Annotated in this window: 14 protein-coding genes; 3 read left to right on the top strand and 11 right to left on the bottom strand. The window is 65.9% G+C overall.

The window, feature by feature from the left end:
* The first annotated feature begins 88 nt into the window (after window positions 1-88).
* Complete coding sequence (locus tag HHL21_RS08155) at window positions 89-1,525, top strand: cryptochrome/photolyase family protein (RefSeq protein ID WP_169464767.1); 1,437 nt, start codon at window positions 89-91, stop codon at window positions 1,523-1,525.
* Here HHL21_RS08155 and HHL21_RS08150 read toward each other — a convergent pair.
* From HHL21_RS08150 to HHL21_RS08125, 6 genes are all read right to left on the bottom strand, one after another.
* On the bottom strand, window positions 1,512-6,818 hold the full coding sequence (locus HHL21_RS08150) for a hybrid sensor histidine kinase/response regulator (protein ID WP_370659688.1): 5,307 nt from the start codon (window positions 6,816-6,818) through the stop codon (window positions 1,512-1,514). The genes HHL21_RS08155 and HHL21_RS08150 overlap by 14 nt on opposite strands.
* Window positions 6,819-6,845: 27 nt before the next feature.
* Window positions 6,846-9,149: a methyl-accepting chemotaxis protein gene (locus HHL21_RS08145; protein WP_169464765.1), complete on the bottom strand. Its 2,304-nt coding sequence runs from the start codon at window positions 9,147-9,149 to the stop codon at window positions 6,846-6,848.
* A gap of 70 nt (window positions 9,150-9,219) precedes the next feature.
* The gene (locus HHL21_RS08140; RefSeq protein WP_169464764.1) at window positions 9,220-9,774 is read right to left on the bottom strand and encodes a chemotaxis protein CheW; all 555 of its coding nucleotides are present in this window, start codon (window positions 9,772-9,774) and stop codon (window positions 9,220-9,222) included.
* Between the two features lie 4 nt (window positions 9,775-9,778).
* Complete coding sequence (locus HHL21_RS08135) at window positions 9,779-10,147, bottom strand: response regulator (RefSeq protein WP_169464763.1); 369 nt, start codon at window positions 10,145-10,147, stop codon at window positions 9,779-9,781.
* Between the two features lie 25 nt (window positions 10,148-10,172).
* Window positions 10,173-10,577, bottom strand: a complete 405-nt coding sequence (locus HHL21_RS08130) for a response regulator (RefSeq protein WP_169464762.1) — start codon at window positions 10,575-10,577, stop codon at window positions 10,173-10,175.
* A gap of 113 nt (window positions 10,578-10,690) precedes the next feature.
* Window positions 10,691-10,843 carry a rubredoxin gene (locus HHL21_RS08125; protein WP_020652007.1) on the bottom strand — a complete coding sequence of 51 codons (153 nt, stop codon included), beginning with the start codon at window positions 10,841-10,843 and terminating at the stop codon, window positions 10,691-10,693.
* Between the two features lie 134 nt (window positions 10,844-10,977).
* On the opposite strand from HHL21_RS08125, the gene thiD reads away from it, so the two are divergent.
* Together thiD and hemL are read left to right on the top strand one after the other, a co-directional pair.
* Window positions 10,978-11,778, top strand: coding sequence for a bifunctional hydroxymethylpyrimidine kinase/phosphomethylpyrimidine kinase (thiD, locus tag HHL21_RS08120; protein WP_370659687.1), 801 nt, complete (start codon window positions 10,978-10,980; stop codon window positions 11,776-11,778).
* Between the two features lie 3 nt (window positions 11,779-11,781).
* Window positions 11,782-13,074 carry a glutamate-1-semialdehyde 2,1-aminomutase gene (hemL, locus tag HHL21_RS08115; RefSeq protein WP_169464760.1) on the top strand — a complete coding sequence of 431 codons (1,293 nt, stop codon included), beginning with the start codon at window positions 11,782-11,784 and terminating at the stop codon, window positions 13,072-13,074.
* Between the two features lie 125 nt (window positions 13,075-13,199).
* On the opposite strand, the gene corA is transcribed toward hemL, so the two are convergent.
* From corA to HHL21_RS08090, 5 genes are all read right to left on the bottom strand, one after another.
* The gene (gene corA / locus HHL21_RS08110; protein WP_169464759.1) at window positions 13,200-14,168 is read right to left on the bottom strand and encodes a magnesium/cobalt transporter CorA; all 969 of its coding nucleotides are present in this window, start codon (window positions 14,166-14,168) and stop codon (window positions 13,200-13,202) included.
* 114 nt (window positions 14,169-14,282) lie between these two features.
* The gene (mtgA, locus tag HHL21_RS08105) at window positions 14,283-15,008 is read right to left on the bottom strand and encodes a monofunctional biosynthetic peptidoglycan transglycosylase (RefSeq protein ID WP_169464758.1); all 726 of its coding nucleotides are present in this window, start codon (window positions 15,006-15,008) and stop codon (window positions 14,283-14,285) included.
* Between the two features lie 12 nt (window positions 15,009-15,020).
* Window positions 15,021-15,830 carry a shikimate dehydrogenase gene (gene aroE, locus HHL21_RS08100; protein ID WP_169464757.1) on the bottom strand — a complete coding sequence of 270 codons (810 nt, stop codon included), beginning with the start codon at window positions 15,828-15,830 and terminating at the stop codon, window positions 15,021-15,023.
* Window positions 15,827-16,711, bottom strand: coding sequence for an energy transducer TonB (locus HHL21_RS08095; RefSeq protein WP_169464756.1), 885 nt, complete (start codon window positions 16,709-16,711; stop codon window positions 15,827-15,829). The genes aroE and HHL21_RS08095 overlap by 4 nt, the downstream gene beginning before the upstream one ends.
* Before the next feature lie 81 nt (window positions 16,712-16,792).
* Window positions 16,793-18,832, bottom strand: coding sequence for a ribonuclease catalytic domain-containing protein (locus HHL21_RS08090; RefSeq protein WP_169464755.1), 2,040 nt, complete (start codon window positions 18,830-18,832; stop codon window positions 16,793-16,795).
* Window positions 18,833-18,834: the final 2 nt, after the last annotated feature.

Raw genomic sequence — 18,834 nt, 5'->3', positions numbered from 1 at the left:
AGTTTACACTGATTTGCGTTCGTCACCGTTGGAAGCGTCCAGCGTCGCGCCCCGAAAACAGCAATACTTTGACCCTGCACACGAATAAATGACCTTCAACAAATCCCTGGTCTGGTTCCGCCGCGATTTGCGCGCCTACGATCATGCCTCGCTGCATCACGCTCTGACCTCGTCCGCGCAGGTGTATTGCGTTTTTGTCTATGACACGACGATGCTCGAGCAGCTTGCGCGTGACGACCGGCGCGTCAGTTTCATCCATGCAAGCATTGCCGCGCTCGATGCCGGGTTGCGCGAAATGGGCGGCGCGCTGATCGTGCGCCATGCCGACGCCGTCGAGGCGATCCCGGCGCTGGCAGCCGGGCTGGGCGTAGACGCCGTGTTCACCAACAACGATTACGAACCCGGTGCGATCGCACGCGACCTGGAAGTTGCCGCGCGGCTTGAAGCCGACGGACGCGCTTTCCATAGCTACAAAGACCAGGTGATCTTCGAAAAGGACGAGGTGCTGACGCTGGCCGGCAAGCCGTTCCCGGTATTCACGCCATACAAGAACGCGTGGCTCAAGCGCCTGGCCGCGCATCCGGACAGCCTGGCGCCGTTCGCGGTCGAGCCGTACGCGAGCCAGTTCGCGGCGCCGCCGGATTCATCGCCCCTGCCCTCCCTCGCGCAGCTTGGCTTCGACCCGGTGGATACCCATGTCGCCACCGGCATGGATGGCGCGGCCGCCATATTCGACGGCTTCCTCGAACGTATCGAACATTATGCGGCGGCGCGTGACTATCCTGCCGTCGCCGGCACCTCGGGCCTGTCGGTGCACCTGCGCTTTGGCACCATCTCGATCCGCCACCTGGTGCGCACGGTGCAGGCGATGCTGGGCTACGGCGGTGGCGGCGCGGGCGCCCCGGCCTGGCTGTCGGAGCTGGTCTGGCGCGAGTTCTACGCGATGATCCTGTTCCGGCATCCGCATGTGGGTGAGCGCTCGTTCAAGCCCGCCTACGACGCCATCGAATGGGAGTCGGGTCCCGCGGCCGACGCACTGTTTGCCGCCTGGTGCGACGGCCGCACCGGCTACCCGCTGGTCGATGCGGCCATGGCGCAGATCAACCAGACCGGCTTCATGCACAACCGGCTGCGCATGGTGACCGCCAGCTTCCTGGTCAAGGACCTCGGCATCGACTGGCGCTGGGGCGAACGCTATTTCGCGCGCAAGCTGATCGACTACGAGATGGCGTCCAACACCGGCGGCTGGCAGTGGGCGGCGTCCACCGGTTGCGACGCCCAGCCCTACTTCCGCATTTTCAATCCGGTCACCCAGTCCGAGCGCTTCGACCCGGACGGCGATTTCATACGCCGCTATGTGCCGCAGCTCGCCTCGATGAGCCGCAGGGAGATCCATGCGCCGTGGCTGCATGAGCGCAAGGGTGCGGCGCGCGGCTATCCCGCGCCGGTCGTGGCGCACGACGAAGCGCGCAAGAAGACCCTGGCGCGCTTCGACGTGGTGAAGGCGGCAGTTACCCGGCCTTGAGTTCGCGCTTGAGCAGGCCGTTGATGGCAGCCAGCAGCGCGTCTTCCTGGAACGGCTTGCCGAAGTAGGCATTCACGCCGAGGTCCAGCGCGTAGTTGCGATGCTTGTCGGCGGTGCGCGAAGTGATCACGATGATCGGGACCGACTGCGTCGCCACGTTGCCGCGCACGTTGCGGGTCAGGTCGAAGCCATCCATGCGCGGCATCTCGATATCGACCAGCATCAGGTCGGGACGGATTTCCTGCAGGTGTTCCAGCGCATCGACGCCATCCTTGGCCAGCATGACCTGGAAGCCTTCGCGCTCCAGCAGGCGCTGGGTTACCTTGCGCACCGTCAGCGAATCGTCGACCACCATGATGACCGGCTTGCGCGACACGGCCTCCGGCACTGCCGCATGCGCAGGTCGCCCGGCCAGCAGCGCGTGGTGCGCGCCGTGGTGCGCCAGCGCGACCGGATTCAGGATCAGCACGATGTCGCCCGATCCCAGCACGGTGGCGCCTGCGATGCCCGCCATGCGGGCCAGCTGCTTCCCGATGTTCTTGATGACGACCTCGCGGTTGCCCTGCACTTCGTCGACGTGCACCGCGACCCGCTCCGAGCCGCTCTTGAGCACCAGCACCGGGTATGAGCGCTGCGACGCCGGCTGGGCCGAAGCGTCGCCGAGCAAGGCCGGCAGGTAGTGCAGCGCGACGCGCTGTCCCTGGTACTCGATGCTGCCTGCCGCATGGGCTTCCGCCAGTGCTGCTTCCTTCACCTGCAGCACCTGCTCGACCAGCACCGACGGCAGCGCATAGCTCTTGCCGGCGCTGGATGTCAGCACCACCTGCGTTACCGCCAGCGTCAGCGGCAGGTGGATGGTGAAGCGCGCACCCTTGCCTGGCTCCGACACGATCGCAATGCGTCCGCCCAGCGCCTGGCTCTCGGCGCGCACCACATCCATGCCGACGCCGCGCCCGGCCAGCTCGGTCAGCGAATCCGCCGTGGTAAAGCCGGGTTCGAAAATCAGGTCGGCGGCTTCTTCGTCGCTCACTTCGATGCCGGCGCCGAGCAGGCCGCTTTCGCGCGCCTTGGCGCGGATGCGGGCCAGGTCGAGGCCGGCGCCGTCGTCGCTGAACTGGATGACCACCTCATTGCCCTGCTGGCTGGCCTGAACCAGCAGTTCGCCGGTTTCGGCCTTGCCGCCGGCGGCGCGCCGGTCGCGCGATTCGATCCCGTGCACGATGGCGTTGCGCAGCAGGTGTTCGAACGGCGCGGCCATCTGTTCCAGCACGCTGCGGTCGATTTCCACCGCACCGCCGCGGATGTCGAGGTTGACCCGCTTGTCGACTTCCTTGGCCGCCTGGCGCGCCACGCGGAACAGGCGTTCCGACAGGCTCGCAAACGGCACCATGCGCACTCGCATCAGGTCGCGCTGGAGGTCGCGCGTCAGGCGCGATTGAACCGCCAGGTCGGCGGTTGCCGCATCGACGCTGCGCGTCAGGCTGTCGTGGAACGAGGCCACGTCGCTGACGCTTTCGGCCATCATTCTGGTCAGTTCCTGCAGGCGGGTGAAGCGGTCGAATTCGAGCGGGTCGAATTCGCGTTCGCCGGCAATCGACATGCGCGATGCGATCTGCGATTCGGCCTGCATTTCCACTTCGCGCAGCTGCTGGCGCAAGCGCGTCAGGTTGTCCGCGAAATCGGACAGCGACGTCTTCAGCGTGCCGACCTGGTTCTCCAGCTTGGAACGGGTGATCGACACTTCGCCGGCCTGGTTAACCAGGCGGTCGAGGATGTCGGCGCGCACCCGCACCAGCGGCGTACGCGCCTGCGCGGCAAGCGATTCGTCAGTCGGCGGAACCAGCGGCGCCGCAACCGAATCGACGCCCGCGGCGGCCGGCGCGGCCGGCTGCTGCAGCTGTTCGAACAGCACCATCGCCTGGTCGAAGTTGACCAGCAATTCGTCGAATGCCGCCGGCGTACTGGTCGCCGCGTGCACCATGTTCTCGATCTGCGTTTCGATATCGTGCGTGTGCTGGCCAAGGCGCATCGCACCGGCCATGCGCGCACTGCCCTTCACCGTGTGCAGGGCGCGCAATACGCCTTGCACCGCGGCGCTGTCCTGCGGGTTCTGCTGCCACTGGCGCAGTCCCTGGCCGATTTGCGGCAGCAGGTCGCTCGCCTCTTCGAGGAAGACCGGAAGCAGCTCCTGGTCGATCTCGTCGGCAAACGACGCGTCGCCCGATACCTGCTCCAGGCGCGGCTCGGACTCTGAAATCAGTTCGAGCGCCAGCTCTTCGTCCGCGATTTCGTCGTTGCTGCCCAGCGCCGGCGGCGGCGCGGCCTGCGCCAGTTCCGGCGCATCGAGGGCGTCGTCGAAGGCGGCGTCGTACATGTCCTCGGCTTCGATCGCCGATTCCGGCGCGGCGGTGTCGGCGTCGCGCGGGGTCGAGTCGGCGCGCATCGGCGGCGGGTCGAGCAGCTCTTCCAGCGTCGTGGCAAACAGCGCGTCGAGGCGCTCCGAGAGTTCGCCGTCTGCTGGCGCATCTGAGGGCGCGTCAAGTTGCTCGCGCATCGCGTCCAGGCGCGAAACCAGCTCTGGCTGCGCCTGCGACAGCGCGCCTTGCGCAAAGCGCTGCAGCATATGGCCGGCGCAATCGAGGGTTTCATCAAGCAGCGCGCGCTGCCCGGCGTTGAGCGCGGGCGCCGGTGGCGCCAGCGCCTGAAGCACCATTTCGAGCGCATGCGCCAGTTCGCACAGTGCGGCGAAACCGACGGTGGCCGAGGTGCCGGCCAGCGTGTGCGAAGCCTTCAGCGCTTCGGCCGTTACCGCGCGGTCCGGCTCATGGCGCCACTGGCTGAAATCGCGCGTCAGCACCCGCATCAATTCGTCGGTCTCGGCCAGGTAGATGTTATACAGCGGCAGAGCAATCGCCAGGTCGCCGATGCGCCGTGTATTCTCTTCGGGCGGGGCGGCAACCGGCCTCACATTGCCCGGGAAATCGATGACGTTGCCGGTGGATAGCGCGCGCACGTCCTGCACCGGGGCTGGAACAGGCGGCTCTTCGACCGGCGCCTGCGGTGCTGCGAATTGTCCGCCATCCTGCACGCGGGCTGCCGCCTCGGTCAGCTCGTCGCCATCCCGGCGCGACGAACCGGTTTGCACCAGCTCGTCCACCCACGCCGTCATTTCAACCGTCGCGTTGTCAAGCAGCGCCAGCAAGTCAGGGCTCGCTTCGCGCGCCTCCGACAGCCAGACATTCATCACGCGCTCGATGCCTGCGGCGGCGTCGGCGAAACTGTCGAGACCGACCATCCGGCCGCTGCCCTTCAAGGTGTGGAACGAACGCCGCAACAGCGTCAGGGTTTCCTGGTCGGCCGGTGCGCTGCGAACCGCCGGCAAAGTGGCGGCGACAAACGCCAGCACTTCGTGCGCTTCGCCGATGAAGATCTCGAGCAGCTCGGCCTCGATGGAGGCCTCGCCCTGTTCCTCTGCAGTTGGGGGAGCGGCGGGCGCCGGCTCTTCGACGACTGGCAGGCCAGCCGCCGGCGCGGCTTCCTCCTGGTCGAACGGCGTCGCCGCGGCGGCGGCTTTTTCGAACGGAACCTCGCGGAACATGCCGTCCTGCTCGTCGAATTCGAAACGCTCTTTCGCGGTGTCGACGTTCTGGCCGAGCACGTCGGTGAAGAAGCCAAGCGCGCCAACGTTCTGCGCGATATTCTGCAGCGACGCCGCTTCCGTGGCCGGGTCGCCATCGCCCGAAGCCAGCGCGCGCACGGCGTTGCGTACGTGCGAGGCGGCGCGCATCGCGTGGTCCTGGTCGAGGATCGCCAGCGCGCCATGCAGCTGGTGCAGTACCGGATCGGCCTGGGCCAGCGTCGGACGCCTCGAAGCATCCGCGTAATAATCGTCGAGCACCTTCTCGAGCTGGCGCAGCCCGGCCTTCATTTCGTGGGCGAGCACGGCCACCGTCTGGCCCTGCTGGATCTGGCGCGCCAGGTTGCCCTGCCACTCTGGCGCCGCGGGCGGCGTTTCGCCGGCGGCAAGCGCCAGCAAGCGCGCGCCGACCACTTCGGCCTGCGCATCGAAATCGCCGGGCAGCTGGCGGACCTGGTCGAGGCCATGTTCGACGAACAGCAGCGCCGCCGCCATCTCGAGGGTGAACTGGTCGCTGCGTCCGGCGGCAACCGAATCCGTGGCTACCCGTCCAAGCTCGCGCAGCAGCTGCGCCAGCGCGGTGGCGCCGAGGCGCGCGCTGGCGTCTTCCAGCACCGCGAGCGCGTTGCCGAATGCGCTTTCCGCCGCCGGGTCGATGCCATTGGCGACGCGGTCCCACGTGGCCTGGGCCTGGGCCAGCGCTTCGCGCGCTTCCTTCAGCGCTTGCGCATCGATGCGGCCGTAGCGGCGCGCGTCGTAGTCGGGCGGCACCATGCCGTCGAGGCGGTAGGCGCGGCGCAGCGCTGTGGCGCCGTCGAACGGCTCGGGCGCGGCGGCGATCAGGAACAGCGCGTCGCGCAGCATCGCTTCGGGCAGGCTGCCCTGCCCTTGCGACAGGCGCCGGATCTGCAGGTTGATCAGGCCGAACAGCTGCTTGACGTACAAATCGCCGGCCAGCTGGCCGCTGGCGGCCAGCGCGGCGACGCTGTGCATCGCCAGCCAGAAGGCGCGTGCGTGCACGTCCTGCTGGCCGTCGGCGATGTCTCCGATGGCGTCGCGCATCGCCGCGGCGTGGATGCGGCGCGCCTCGTCATCGGTACTTTTCAGGAACGGCAGCAGCGCCTTTTCGAAACGCGCGCGGCAGGCCGCGTAATCCGGCGCTGCAGCTGGTGCGGCGGCCGCCAGGTCGACCTGCGCCGACAGGTCGGCATGGAACAGGTCGGCCGGATGGATGCGCGCGGCGCCGAGCAGTTGCTGGACGTCGCGGTAATAAGGGAACAGGCGCGCCGGCTGCGGCGCGGCGCCCGACAGCAGCTCTTCAAGGTATTCGATGACTGCCTGGTACAGGTCGGCGACCACTTTGGCGCTGGCAGGATCGCACGCCAGCGCGCCGTCGCGGAAGCGCTGCAGCGCCTCTTCGGCGCAGGCGGTCAGCGTGCCGACGCCGTCGACGTCGACCATCTGCAGGGCGCCGTGGGCCTGGTGCAGGTGGGCGCGCGCGTGCTGCAGCGAGGTGCCCTGGGCGTCGGCGCCGCGCGATGCCGCGTCCAGCAGCGCGTCGCGCGAACGCACCAGCGCGTCGCGGATCTCGCTCATGACCCAGGACAGCGGTCCGGTATCGAAATGCGGCGCGTGCGAAAAATCAGTCATGGTCATGCTTGCCTTGGACTTTCAGTGTGCGGGTCAGGCTGCGATGCGGAATCGCGATACCGAGTTCTTGAGCTCCTGCGCCAGCAAGCTGAGCTGGCGAATCGACTGGGCCGTCTGCTGGGTGCCGTCCTGGGTATGTTCGGTTACCGACAGGATGTGCTGCATGTTGTGGGCAACGCCGTTCGCCGACGTGGCCTGCAGCTCGGTGGCGAACGAGATCCCCTGGATCAGCTCCGCAAGGCGGTTCGACACGCCCGAAATGTCCGACAGCGCGGCGCCCGCCGCATCCGACAGCCTGGCTCCCTCGACCACGCCCTGGGTCGACTTCTCCATTGCCGCCACCGCGTCGTGGGTGTCGGTCTGAATGGTGCGCACCAGCGCGCCGATCTGCTTGGCCGCCTCGGCCGAGCGTTCCGCCAGCCGCTGCACCTCTTCCGCCACCACCGAGAAGCCGCGTCCCGCTTCGCCGGCCGATGCGGCCTGGATCGCCGCGTTCAGCGCCAGCACGTTGGTCTGTTCGGTAATGTCCGAAATCAGCTCGGTGATCTCGCCAATCTCCTGCGACGATTCGCCCAGGCGCTTGATGCGCTTCGAGGTTTCCTGGATCTGCTCGCGAATCTCGTGCATGCCCTTGATGGCGTTCTCCACCGCGGTCGAACCCTGCTGGGCCGCGGCCACCGACTGGCGCGCCACGTCGGCCGATTCGTTCGCCGAGCGCGACACGTCGTTGATCTCGCCGGCCATTTTCAGGACCGTGTTCGACGCATCCTGGATCTCGCGCGACTGCTGCTCGGTGGCGCTCAGCAGTTCGGTGGAAATCTGCTGAGCGTTGCCCGACGCCGTCGTCACCTGTTCGGCGGTGGCGGTCACGCGCTCGACCAGCCCGCGCAGTTCTTCCACCGTGTAGTTGACCGAGTCGGCGATCGCGCCGGTGATGTCTTCCGACACCGTCGCATGGACGGTCAGGTCGCCGTCGGCCACTTCCTGCAGTTCGTTCATCAGGCGCAGAATCGCGGCCTGGTTCTGTTCATTGGTCGCTTTCGCTTCCTCTTCCTTGGCCTGCGCCGTCAGGCGCATCGCTTCAGCTTCCTCGCGGCGGCGGTCGGCGCCGCGGGTGCGGTTGCGCGAATCCTGCAGCATCACGCGGCTGATTGCGGCCGCGGTGGCCAGCGTGAACAGCGCCGACAGCATCAACAGGACCAGCCAGGCGTTGGCCGAGTCCTGGTCGCTACGGAAGCTCGATTGCAGGTTGGTGAGCAGCTTACGGACTTCTTCGTTCTCGTAGAAGATCGACTGTTCGGCCGCCTTCGCCGCAGCGAACTTCGGCAGGTCTTCCAGCACCGAAGCCACCAGGCCCTGGTAGGTGTCGAACTTCGCTTTGATCCGCATGACGTTTTCACGCATCTCCGGGTCGCGCACCGGCGCCAGCTGCAACGGCGCGCTGCCGTTCAGGAAGCCGTCGACGATCAGGCGGAAGGTGGTGGTGTCGCGTCCCAGCTGGAACGCGGTATCCGAGCGGATGCCGCCCGAGGTCAGGAATTCGCCCGAGCTGCGCGCCATGCGCTGGGTCAGCATCATCATGCGGCCGATCGCGGCCAGTTCGCGCGCGCTGCCGCCGCCTTGTACTTTCTGGTTCAGAAGGGCGTCGGACATCGACAGCAGTTCAGGCGACAGCACATCGAGCTGCTTGAAGGTTATTTCAAAACTGGTCAGCTCCGGCTTCATTTTCAGGATGGTGCCGGCCGCGTTGTCCGAGCTTACCCATTTGGTGCGCACCGCTGCGAGCGACTTGTTCTTGCTGCCCGGCGCCGCGGGAATGGTGCTGCCGGCGAACGAACCGCCGCGCGACAGCAGGTTGAGGTCGCGTGTGAGCAGGGCCCGGCTTTCCTCGAGCTGCTTGAAGGCGTCGACGTTACCCTGCACCGCGTTCGGTGCGGCCTTGCCGATCCGCTGCGAGTGCATCAGCGCGTCGGACGCGATCTGGGTCTGGGCCGACGCCACCTCGTTGCTGGCGGCGTTACGCCACAGCGCGAGGATGGTCACCAGGATGCCGGCGCCGAACACCATCAGCAGGATACGCAGCTGGCGCGACAGCGACAGGTGGCCGATGAACGGCAGCGGCTGGTCTTGCGTATCGTCGTCGGCAATGGCGCCGCGCTTGCGGCGGATCGCGCCACCGATACTGAGCGGGCTGGCGTCGTCCGGCGCGCCAGGCTGCGCGTCCCGTTGCGCCACCGGCGCTGCCGGCTCGATGCCGAATTCGGTGTCAGGCCCCGCTACTGCGGCGGCGCCATCCTGCTTCTCTTCAGGGCCAAGCCCCTTCCACGCAAATCCCATTTACTGCCCCCATCCCTAGTGTGCGGCCGCTATCGATGCGGCCTTGTCAGTTTTTGTAAAGGTCTTGATTTCAGGCTGCTGCGGCTACGTGCAGGAAGCGCGGGTCCTGCACCAGTTCGGCCAGGTCCAGCAGCATCCATTCATTGTTATCGGTGTCGAGCAGGCGGTCGCCCGCCACTTGCATTTCGGAGGCCTGGCGCAGGCCGTACACGCGGTTGACCAGGATCGCGCAGTTGAAGCCAAGGCCGTGCGCGAAGGTCAGCACGCGGCTGTCGGGCGCCACGGCGGTGGTGCCGGCGTCGAGGAAGCGCGCGTAATCGATGATGCCCACCAGGTTGCCGCGGATGTTGGACAGGCCGAGGTACCAGGGCTGGGTCAGCGGCACCGTGCAGATCGGCGCCAGCGGCACGATCTCGCCGGTCTGGGTCAGGTCGACCAGGAAGCGTTCAGTCCCGATCATCACGCCCAGCTGGTGCAGGCGGGTGGCGCCGCTGGTGCGCGCGGCCTGCATGCGTTCGAGCAGCTGCTGCTGGTACTGGCGCAATCGCGCGCGCCGTCCGGCCGCGTCGGGCCGGGCTTCGCCGCGGCGCGCGTCGCCCGGTACCGGAAACCCCTCGCCGCTCATACGATCAGGCGCCGAGGCTGGCGATACGCGCCAGCAGCAGCTCGGGATCGACCGGCTTGACCAGGTAATCCTTGGCGCCCTGGCGCATGCCCCAGATGCGGTCGGTTTCCTGGTCCTTGCTGCTGCAGATGATGACCGGCACATCGGCCAGCTCCGGGTCGCGCGAAATGGCGCGGGTGACCTGGAAGCCGTTCGCGCCGGGCATGACCACGTCCATCAGGATCAGCTCCGGTTTGTCGGCCTTGATCTTCGCCAGCGCCTCCTCGCCGTTTTCGGCGGTGGTCACGGTAAAGCCGTTGCGGACCAGGATATCGGTCAGGTAGTAGCGTTCGGTGGGTGAGTCATCGACGATGAGGATTTTTTGAATGGCCAAAGGGCGCTCCGGATTTGGTGTTGGGTCAAGCCTGCGACAAGGCGCCAGCCGTGTGCTCGCGCACCGCCGACAGCAGGCTGTCTTTGCTAAATGGTTTGGTGAGGTAGGCGCTCGATCCGACCATGGCGCCACGGGCGCGGTCGAACAGGCCGTCTTTCGAGGACAGCATCACAACGGGGGTAGCGTGGAAGCGCGCGCTTTTCTTGATCAGCGCGCAGGCCTGGTAGCCGTCGAGGCGCGGCATCAGGATGTCGCAAAACACCAGGGCCGGGTGATGGTCGTTGATCTTGGCGAGGGCGTCGAAGCCGTCTTCGGCCAATACCACCTGGTACCCAGCCTGGGTAAGGAAAATCTCGGCCGATCGGCGAATCGTACTGCTATCGTCGATTACCATGATTTTCAGGGCTGTCGGTTGCGGCGATGTCGTCATATAAAGTTCACTCGGCGGAGTCGCAACGATAGCATAGGGTTTGCCCCTTGTGCGACTATCTGTTGCGTAGAATAAACTTTTCGGAAGGCAAGGGCGCAAGCGCAGCCCTGCGCTCAGATTTCGGTCATTTCGAAGTCGTCCTTGCGGGCGCCGCATTCAGGACAGGTCCAGTTCATCGGCACGTCGGCCCAGCGGGTCCCGGGAGCGATGCCCTCTTCGGGTGCGCCGGCCGCTTCGTCGTAGACCCAGCCGCAGATCAGGCACATCCAGGCCTGGAAAGCGCCGCTTGATTCTTTGCTACTCACGTTGTTGATCCTTCTATCTAGTAAAATGCCGAATCAGGTATCTTAATCTACTGGCCGTGCAAAACCAATCGTCTCCACTCATACTTTGCTTCGGCGTGTCCGATCCATCCGGCGCCACCGGCATCCAGTCCGACCTCGCGTGCTTTTCCGCGCACGGCTGCCATGGCCTTTCCGTCACCACCGCCCTCTTGATCGCCGACACCGCGCACGTCGACGACATGCATGAAATCGACGCCGACTGGGTGATCGACCAGGCCCGTGTCCTGCTCGAAGACATGCCGATCGGCGCCTTCAAGGTCGGCGCGCTGGCCAGCGTCGAACAGGTCGCCGCGGTCGCCGAAATCGTCTCCGACTACCCGGACATCCCGATGGTGCTCGATCCGTTCCTGTCCAGCCTTCCCGATTCGGGCCTGCTCGACGACGACATGCTGACCGCGGTGCGCCAGATTCTGGTGCCGCAGGCGGCGCTGCTGCTGGTGTCGCAGGTCGAACTGGCGCGCATGGCCGAAACCTGGCGCGACGGGCCCGGCACACTGGCTGAGGACGTTGCCGAACTGACCGGCACCGGCTGCGGCTATGTGCTGGTCACCGGCACCGGATCGGCCGGCGGCAGGCTGTCCGACACCCTGTACGGCGAAGACGGCGAGATCGCCCGCTACAGCACGCCGACCCTGCCCGGCCCGTTCATCGGCGCCGGCTCGACCATTTCCGGCACCCTGGCCGCCATGCTGGCGTCCGGCGCCGATCCGCTGCAAGCCACACCGGCCGCCCTCGCGTTCACCGCCGGCGCTCTGGCGCACGCGCAGCGCTTCGGCATGGGCAAGCTGGTACCCAACAAATTCTTCAACGCCGCGCAAGCGGCGGCCATGAACCCAACCTCAACACCGATCGAGTAAGCCATGACTGAGCACACCTCCAGGAACGACACGCTGTTTGCACGCGCACAAAAAACCACGCCGGGCGGCGTCAACTCGCCGGTGCGCGCCTTCCGCTCGGTCGGCGGCACCCCGCGCTTCATCACCCGCGCCGAAGGCCCGTACTTCTGGGACGCCGACGGCAAGCGCTACATCGACTACATCGGCTCGTGGGGCCCTGCCATCGTCGGCCACGCCCATCCGGAAGTGGTGAAAGCGGTGCAGGAAGCAGCCGCGCGCGGCCTGTCGTTCGGCGCGCCGACCGAAGGCGAAGTCGACATGGCCGAAGAAATCTGCCGCCTGGTGCCGTCGATCGAGCAGGTACGCCTGGTCTCGTCGGGCACCGAAGCGACCATGAGCGCACTGCGCCTGGCGCGCGGCGCCACCGGCCGCGACAAGATCATCAAGTTCGAAGGCTGCTACCACGGCCACGCCGACTCGCTGCTGGTCAAGGCCGGCAGCGGCCTGCTCACCTTCGGCAACCCGACCTCGGCGGGCGTGCCGGAAGACTTCGTCAAGCACACGCTGGTCCTCGACTACAACAACGTCGCGCAGATCGAAGACGCGTTCGACTCGATGGGCGACACCATCGCCTGCGTGATCGTCGAACCGGTCGCCGGCAACATGAACCTGGTGAAGGCGACGCCGGAATTCCTGCAAGCGCTGCGCACCCTGTGCACGCGCCACGGCGCGGTCCTGATCTTCGACGAAGTCATGTGCGGCTTCCGCGTGGGCCTGGGCGGCGCGCAGGAGCTGTACGACATCCAGCCCGACCTGACCGCGCTGGGCAAGGTCATTGGCGGCGGGCTGCCGGTGGCGGCCTTCGGCGGCCGTGCGGAGCTGATGCAGAACATGGCGCCGATCGGCGCGGTGTACCAGGCCGGCACGCTGTCGGGCAACCCGGTAGCCGTTGCCGCGGGCATGGCCACGCTCAAGCTGATCCAGCAGCCGGGCTTCTACAGCCGCCTGTCCGAGCAGACCGCCAAGCTGGCCGCGGGGCTGGCGGAAGCGGCGAAAGAAGCCGGCGTCACCTTCTGCGCGGACTCGGTCGGCGGCATGTTCGGCATCTACTTCAGTGCCGAAGTCCCGACCAGCTACGCCGAGATGATGGCTGGCGATAAGAGCAAATTCAACGCTTTCTTCCATGCGATGCTCGACGAAGGCGTGTACTTCGCGCCGGCGGCATTCGAGGCCGGCTTCGTCTCGGCGATGCATGACGACAGCGTCATCGAAGAAACGATCGGCGCCGCCCGCCGCGTATTCGCCAAGCTCGCCTAAAAAACTTGGGGCAAAGCACCCCATTTTTGTTGCAAACTAAATCGGGGTCCGTCCCCGGGGACAGACCCCGGGGACGGACCCCGATTTTCTTGGTGCCAATTTTTTGGCACTTCTGATGCCTGGAATTATTTCAGCCAGCCGCGGTGGCGGAAGTACAGGAAGGGGGCGATCGCGGAGGTCAGCATCAGGCCCAGCGCCCATGGGTAGCCCCAGGCCCAGTCGAGCTCGGGAAACCAGCGCTTGAAGTTCATGCCATAGATGCTGGCGATCAGGGTCGGCGGCAGGAAGGCGACCGAGGCGACCGAGAAGATCTTGATGATCTTGTTCTGGTTAATGTTGATGAAGCCGACCGTGGCGTCCATCAGGAAGTTGATCTTGTCGAACAGAAATGAGGTGTGGCCGTCCAGCGATTCGATGTCGCGCAAAATCTGGCGCGCTTCTTCGAACTGGTCGGCGTTCAGCAGGCGCCCGCGCATCAGGAAGCTGACCGCGCGCCGCGTGTCCATCATGTTGCGGCGGATCCGGCCGTTCAAGTCTTCCTCGCGTGCGATCGCGTTCAGCGCGTCGGCCGCGTCCTGGTCGGTGAAGTTCTTTTGCAGTACCCGCCGGCTGACTTCTTCGAGGTCCTGGTAGATGCCTTCGAGCGCGTCCGCCGAGTACTCGGCGTCGGTGGCGTACAGGTCGAGCAGCACGTCCATGTAGTCGGCGATCGAGCCGGGACGCGAACGGGCGCGCATGCGCACCAGCCGGAACACCGGCAGGTCGTCGGTGTGCACCGAGAACAGCATCTTGCGCGCCAGAATGAACGCCACCGTGACCACGCGCGACGGGCCGTCGTCTTCTTCGAGCAGGAAGTCGGTGCGCAGGTGCAGGTCGCCGTTTTCCGCTTCGTAGTAGCGGGCCGACGCTTCGATGTCCTTGACTTCGTCTTCGCCAGGCAAAATCACGCCGTAGATCGCCTTGACCCACGCGCGCTCGTCGTCGGTCGGGTCGGTCAGGTCGACCCAGACGGGCGCGACGTTTTCGAGATCCTCGCGGGTCTCGATGGGTACCTGGTTGAGGCGGCCATTCTGTAGGACAAATACGTTGATCATGCGCTTTTCTCGGCCGCGTTTCGGAACAGCGCAAGTGTACCCGTTAGCCCCTGCCCCTACCACCCCGAAACGAAAATTTTGACGCGGGGAAGCTGCTTTTTTGCCAATAAACGCTTAAGGCAGGTCCGCCGAGTTCATCCGGATCAGGATCGTGCTGGTGCGCCGCCCGAGATAGCGGGTGTCGCGGTGCCGGTCGTAGTAGCGCGGGTTGGGCAGCATGACCGCCAGTCTGGCCGCCTGCGCGGTGCCCAGGCCCGCCGCGCTGGTCTTGAAGTAGTAGCGCGCCGCCGCTTCGGCGCCGAACACGCCGCGTCCAAATTCCACAACGTTCAGGTAGATTTCGAGGATGCGCTCCTTGCTCATCACCGTCTCCAGCATGAAGGCGATCACCATCTCCTGCGCCTTGCGCACATAGCTGCGCGAGCCGGACAGGAACAGGTTCTTGGCCAGCTGCTGCGTGATGGTCGATCCGCCGCCGACCACCTTGTGGCGGCGCGTGTTCTTCTCGTAGGCCTTTTGCAGCGCGGCCCAGTCGACGCCGTCATGTTCGTTGAAGTTGGCGTCTTCCGACGCGATCACCGCGCGTTTCAGGTTATTCGAGATGCGTTCGTACGGCACCCACTGGTGGCGTAGCCTGGCCTTCGAGTTGGTCTCCTGCAGCGATGACATCTGGGTGCGCATCATGCTGGTCGACGATGGATTGAACACGGTCCACCAGCAGATCATCAGGAAGAAGTACAGCTGGATGAGCAGGACGATGATGAGCGGGCCGAAAATCAGCCATTTGATCCAGGGCCGGCCCGCTTTGGCGCGCGCCTTGCCCCCTCTAGCTTTGGCCATACGTTGTTTTAGTTATAGTGATGTACGCAATTGTTCAAGGACTGCCGGCGTCTCGGGGCGCACCCCGCGCCACACCGTGAACGCTTCCGCAGCCTGCTCCACCAGCATGCCGAGGCCATCGCGCACCTGGGCGCCGTGGCGGCTGGCAAACTGCATGAAAACAGTAGGCTGCTTTCCGTACATCATATCCAAAGCAAGTGTTTCTTGGCAAAAAGTTTCTGCCGGGATCGGTGGCAGGTCGCCGGCCAGGCTGGCCGAGGTGGCGTTGATGACGATGTCGAAGGGCTCGGCGATGTCGCCGAAGCCGCAGGCGCGCAGCAGCGGCGAGCCGAATTCCGCGACCAGCGCATCGGCGGTGGCGCGCGTGCGGTTGGCGATCACCAGTTCGGCGGGGCCCTGCTCGAGCAGCGGCAGGATGACGCCGCGCGCCGCGCCGCCCGCGCCAAGCAGCAGCACGCGCTTGCCGGCAACGGGCACGCCGGCGTTGCGGGTGATGTCGTTGACCAGTCCAGCGCCGTCGGTGTTGTCGCCGACGATCCCGCCATCGACGAAGCTCAGGGTGTTTACAGCGCCGGCGGCGCGCGCGCGTTCGGTCAGGCTGGTGGCGCTGGCCGCGGCGTCGAGCTTGAACGGCACGGTCACGTTGGCGCCCTTGTAGCCCTGCGCGATCAGCGCGCGGACGGTGTCGGCAAAGCCGTCGAGCGGCGCGAGGCAGCATTCATAGGTGAGGACTTGCCCGGCCTGCGCTGCGAAAGCGGCGTGGATGTCGGGCGACTTGCTGTGCGCGATGGGGTTGCCGATGACGCAGTAGCGGTCGCTCACTGCGCGCCTCCGCGCAGGTCGGCTTCCATGCGCTCTTCGCGCGTGAACTTGAAGCGCGTGATGATCACCCACAGGTCGTCCTTGTCGGACGAGAGCATGTTGGGCGGGAAGCGTCCGAACGGCGCGGCGCGGCGCACGATGGCCAGCGCCGCCTTGTCGAGTTCCGGGTTGCCCGAGCTTTTCTCGATGCGCGCGCCGCCGTCCTTCTGGTAGATGGTCCCGTCCTGGAAGATCGGGATGTAGACCACCAGTTCGCCATACAGCTTGCGGCCCTGCGCCTGCGGGAAGTTAAGCGTGCCGATTTCCTCGACCCTGCGCTGCATGGTCTTGTAGTACATCGCGTAGCCGACTTCGCGGGTCGAAGGCGTGATGAAGGTTTTGCGCGGGCGCTTGTTTTCGTCTTCGATGCGCTGGGTGATTTCAGCGGCCGTGCGGGCGATCGCCTTGCTGCTTTCTAACAGGTCGGCGCCGGTGCGGTTCGGATCCGGCTTGTCGCGCTCCGTGACCGGGGCGACGTTGAAACTTGAATCGCGCGCGCGGGTCAGCAGGTTTTTCTGCGCCTGTTCCAGTTCGGCGATGCGGCGCTGGGTGGCCTTGACGCTTTCGCCCGTTTCCATGCGGCGCAGGTCTGGCAGCGGCGACTTGGCGCGGCCTTCCGAGGCATTGCCGCCGCCATCGAGGTTGGCCTGTGCGAGCGCCTGCGCCTTGATGGGCGCTTTATTGTGCTTGGCGTTGACGAGGATGACTTCGAGGCCGGGATCGGTCGGCTCCAGCCGGAACGCGTCCGGCGCAACGAAGCGTACTGCGAGCAGGGCTGCATGGACCGCGACCGAAATCGCAAGCGCGATAGTCAGTGTGCTATGTTGTCGAAAATACTTCACGCGGTGCTTCGCTTGAAACTGAGAAAGCGCAATTCTAACCCGTGTGTGGTGGCGGGACACAACTGATTTCCACCGCCGTCGCTATGTGGCTTCCGGCTCCGGGTCGGTCGTGACGACGGCGACGACGCCTTCCGCCTCAACCACTTCTTCGACTGCGGCTTCGCCCGCATCCGGCCCTTCATCCTCCTCGAAATCGAGGTCGACTTCGGCCGGCGCGACCGCAGCCACTTCCAGCAGCCTCGCCTCAATCGACAGGTCGATTTCATCCCAGCGCAGGATATCGATCTTGACCTGCGCGCCGCGCGCCACCTGCGGCATGCCCGGCAGACGAATAATCAGCGGAATATCGACCAGCCGCAGCACTTCTTCCTTCAGCACCACCGCGTCCACCTGCCTGGCTTCCTCCTGCCCCAGCCAGCGCAGGCACCAGTAGCGTTCCATGTTCTGCTGATGGTCGTTGTACGCCGCGTACGCTGCATCGAAGGCCGACACAATCGCAAACAAATTCGCATCGCGCGGCTTGAACGGCGCCACCAGCGGCGCCGTCACGCCGTGCTCGGCGCACGCGAGGATCTGCCACTGGTTGACCAGGTCGGTATAACGGCGCAGCGGCGAGGTGCTCCACGCGTACTGGTCGACACCCAGCCCCTGGTGAGGCGCCGCGTGCGTCACCATCCGCACCTGCATCTTGGCGGCCCAGCCAGGACCGGTGCCGCCGCCCTGCGAGCGGTAGATGCCGGGTACGCCGCTGTCGTGCAGCAGCTTGCCCCAGGTGCTGTTCGCGAAGATCATCAGCTCGGCGACGATCTTGTCGAGCGGTGCGCCGCGCTTGCGCCGCACCACCGAGACCACATCGTCGTCGACGTAGAAGTTGAAATCGACACGGTTGTTCTGCTCCGGCTTCAGGCCGAAGCCTTCGCGCTTCTTCATGCGGCCTTGTTCGAGCTGCAGCGCCCATTTCCACAGTAGCGCCAGCTCGTCCTTGTGCGGGTACTCGCCTTCGCCGCTGGCCAGCGTCTCTTCGTTGACCAGGTCATCGAGGTCGTTGTGGCGCAGGTTGCTCTTGATCGGCACCAGCTCGGCGCGCGTGACGGTCGACAGCACCGTCCAGTCGGCGGGGTTCAGCGTCGCGTACAGCGACACCGCCGGGCAGTTCTTGCCCTCGGCGAGCGTGAAGGCGTTGACGATATCGTCCGGCAGCATGGTGATCTTATCGCCGGGCATATACACGGTCGACATGCGCGAACGCGCCATCTTGTCGATCGCGTCGTCCGGCTTGACCCCCAGGCCCGGGGCGGCGATGTGGATGCCCACCACCACCGAGCCGTCGTCCAGCGTGCGTACCGAGAAGGCGTCGTCGATCTCGGTCGTGGTGACGTCGTCGATCGAAAACGCGGCCACGTCGGCGACCGGCAGGCCGCCCGGCGCGGACGGCGCCGGCACGGCCGGGAAGCCGGCGCCGCGCGGGAAGTTCTCGAACAGGAAGCGCGCCATGTGCAGGTCCTTCGGCGACGGGATGCCGCCGACCTGCAGCATCAGCCGCTGCGGTGTCGTGTGCAGTTCGTCGGCCGCCGCTTCCAGCGCCTTGAACTCGATGGTGTTCTTGTCCGGCTTGAACAGCAACTGGTTGACCATCGGCTGCATCGCCTGCGGCAGCTTGCCGGCCTTGAGTTCGTCGACATAGGCGGCCTGGATGACCAGCTGCTGTTTTTTCTTTTCGATGCCGGCCTGCGCCGCGCGCAGCGCTTGCTCCGGGGCGGCCTTGTAGCGCCCACGGCCTTTCTTGTAAAAGTAGATCGGCGAGCCGTGCAGCGCGAGGATCAGTCCTGCCGCCTCGACCGGCAGCGGCGCGTGTCCGAAGTATTCGGCGCCCAGCTCGGCGAAGCCGAATTCTTCCTGGCCCGCGACTTCCCACAAAAATTCGAGGTCGGCGTCCTGCGCCACGACCCTGGCCTGTTCCATCAGTTCTGCGGGGTCGGGCTTTTCGAACTGGAGCAGCACGTCCTTGGCCTTGACCTTGGTGCGCTTGCCGCTGGCCAGTTCAACCTGGTAGGCCTCTCCCGCATGGGACAGCACGGTGCCGGCCTTGAAATCGCCGGACTCTTCGAAGAATAAATTCATGA

The sequence above is a fragment of the Massilia polaris genome (assembly GCF_012927275.1).
Classification (GTDB): Bacteria; Pseudomonadota; Gammaproteobacteria; order Burkholderiales; family Burkholderiaceae_D; genus Telluria_A; species Telluria_A polaris.
Note: the sequence above shows the minus strand (reverse complement) of the source record. Positions and strands in the feature narration are given on the sequence as shown.

Excerpts from the sequence above, each read along its gene's own strand:
- HHL21_RS08130 (WP_169464762.1), bottom strand. The coding sequence starts at position 10,577 with ATGACGACATCGCCGCAACCGACAGCCCTGAAAATCATGGTAATCGAC.
- HHL21_RS08145 (WP_169464765.1), bottom strand. The coding sequence starts at position 9,149 with ATGGGATTTGCGTGGAAGGGGCTTGGCCCTGAAGAGAAGCAGGATGGC.
- HHL21_RS08125 (WP_020652007.1), bottom strand. The coding sequence starts at position 10,843 with ATGTGCCTGATCTGCGGCTGGGTCTACGACGAAGCGGCCGGCGCACCC.
- HHL21_RS08090 (WP_169464755.1), bottom strand. The coding sequence starts at position 18,832 with ATGAATTTATTCTTCGAAGAGTCCGGCGATTTCAAGGCCGGCACCGTG.
- HHL21_RS08150 (WP_370659688.1), bottom strand. The coding sequence starts at position 6,818 with ATGACCATGACTGATTTTTCGCACGCGCCGCATTTCGATACCGGACCG.
- hemL (WP_169464760.1), top strand. The coding sequence starts at position 11,782 with ATGACTGAGCACACCTCCAGGAACGACACGCTGTTTGCACGCGCACAA.
- mtgA (WP_169464758.1), bottom strand. The coding sequence starts at position 15,008 with ATGGCCAAAGCTAGAGGGGGCAAGGCGCGCGCCAAAGCGGGCCGGCCC.
- HHL21_RS08140 (WP_169464764.1), bottom strand. The coding sequence starts at position 9,774 with ATGAGCGGCGAGGGGTTTCCGGTACCGGGCGACGCGCGCCGCGGCGAA.
- HHL21_RS08155 (WP_169464767.1), top strand. The coding sequence starts at position 89 with ATGACCTTCAACAAATCCCTGGTCTGGTTCCGCCGCGATTTGCGCGCC.
- corA (WP_169464759.1), bottom strand. The coding sequence starts at position 14,168 with ATGATCAACGTATTTGTCCTACAGAATGGCCGCCTCAACCAGGTACCC.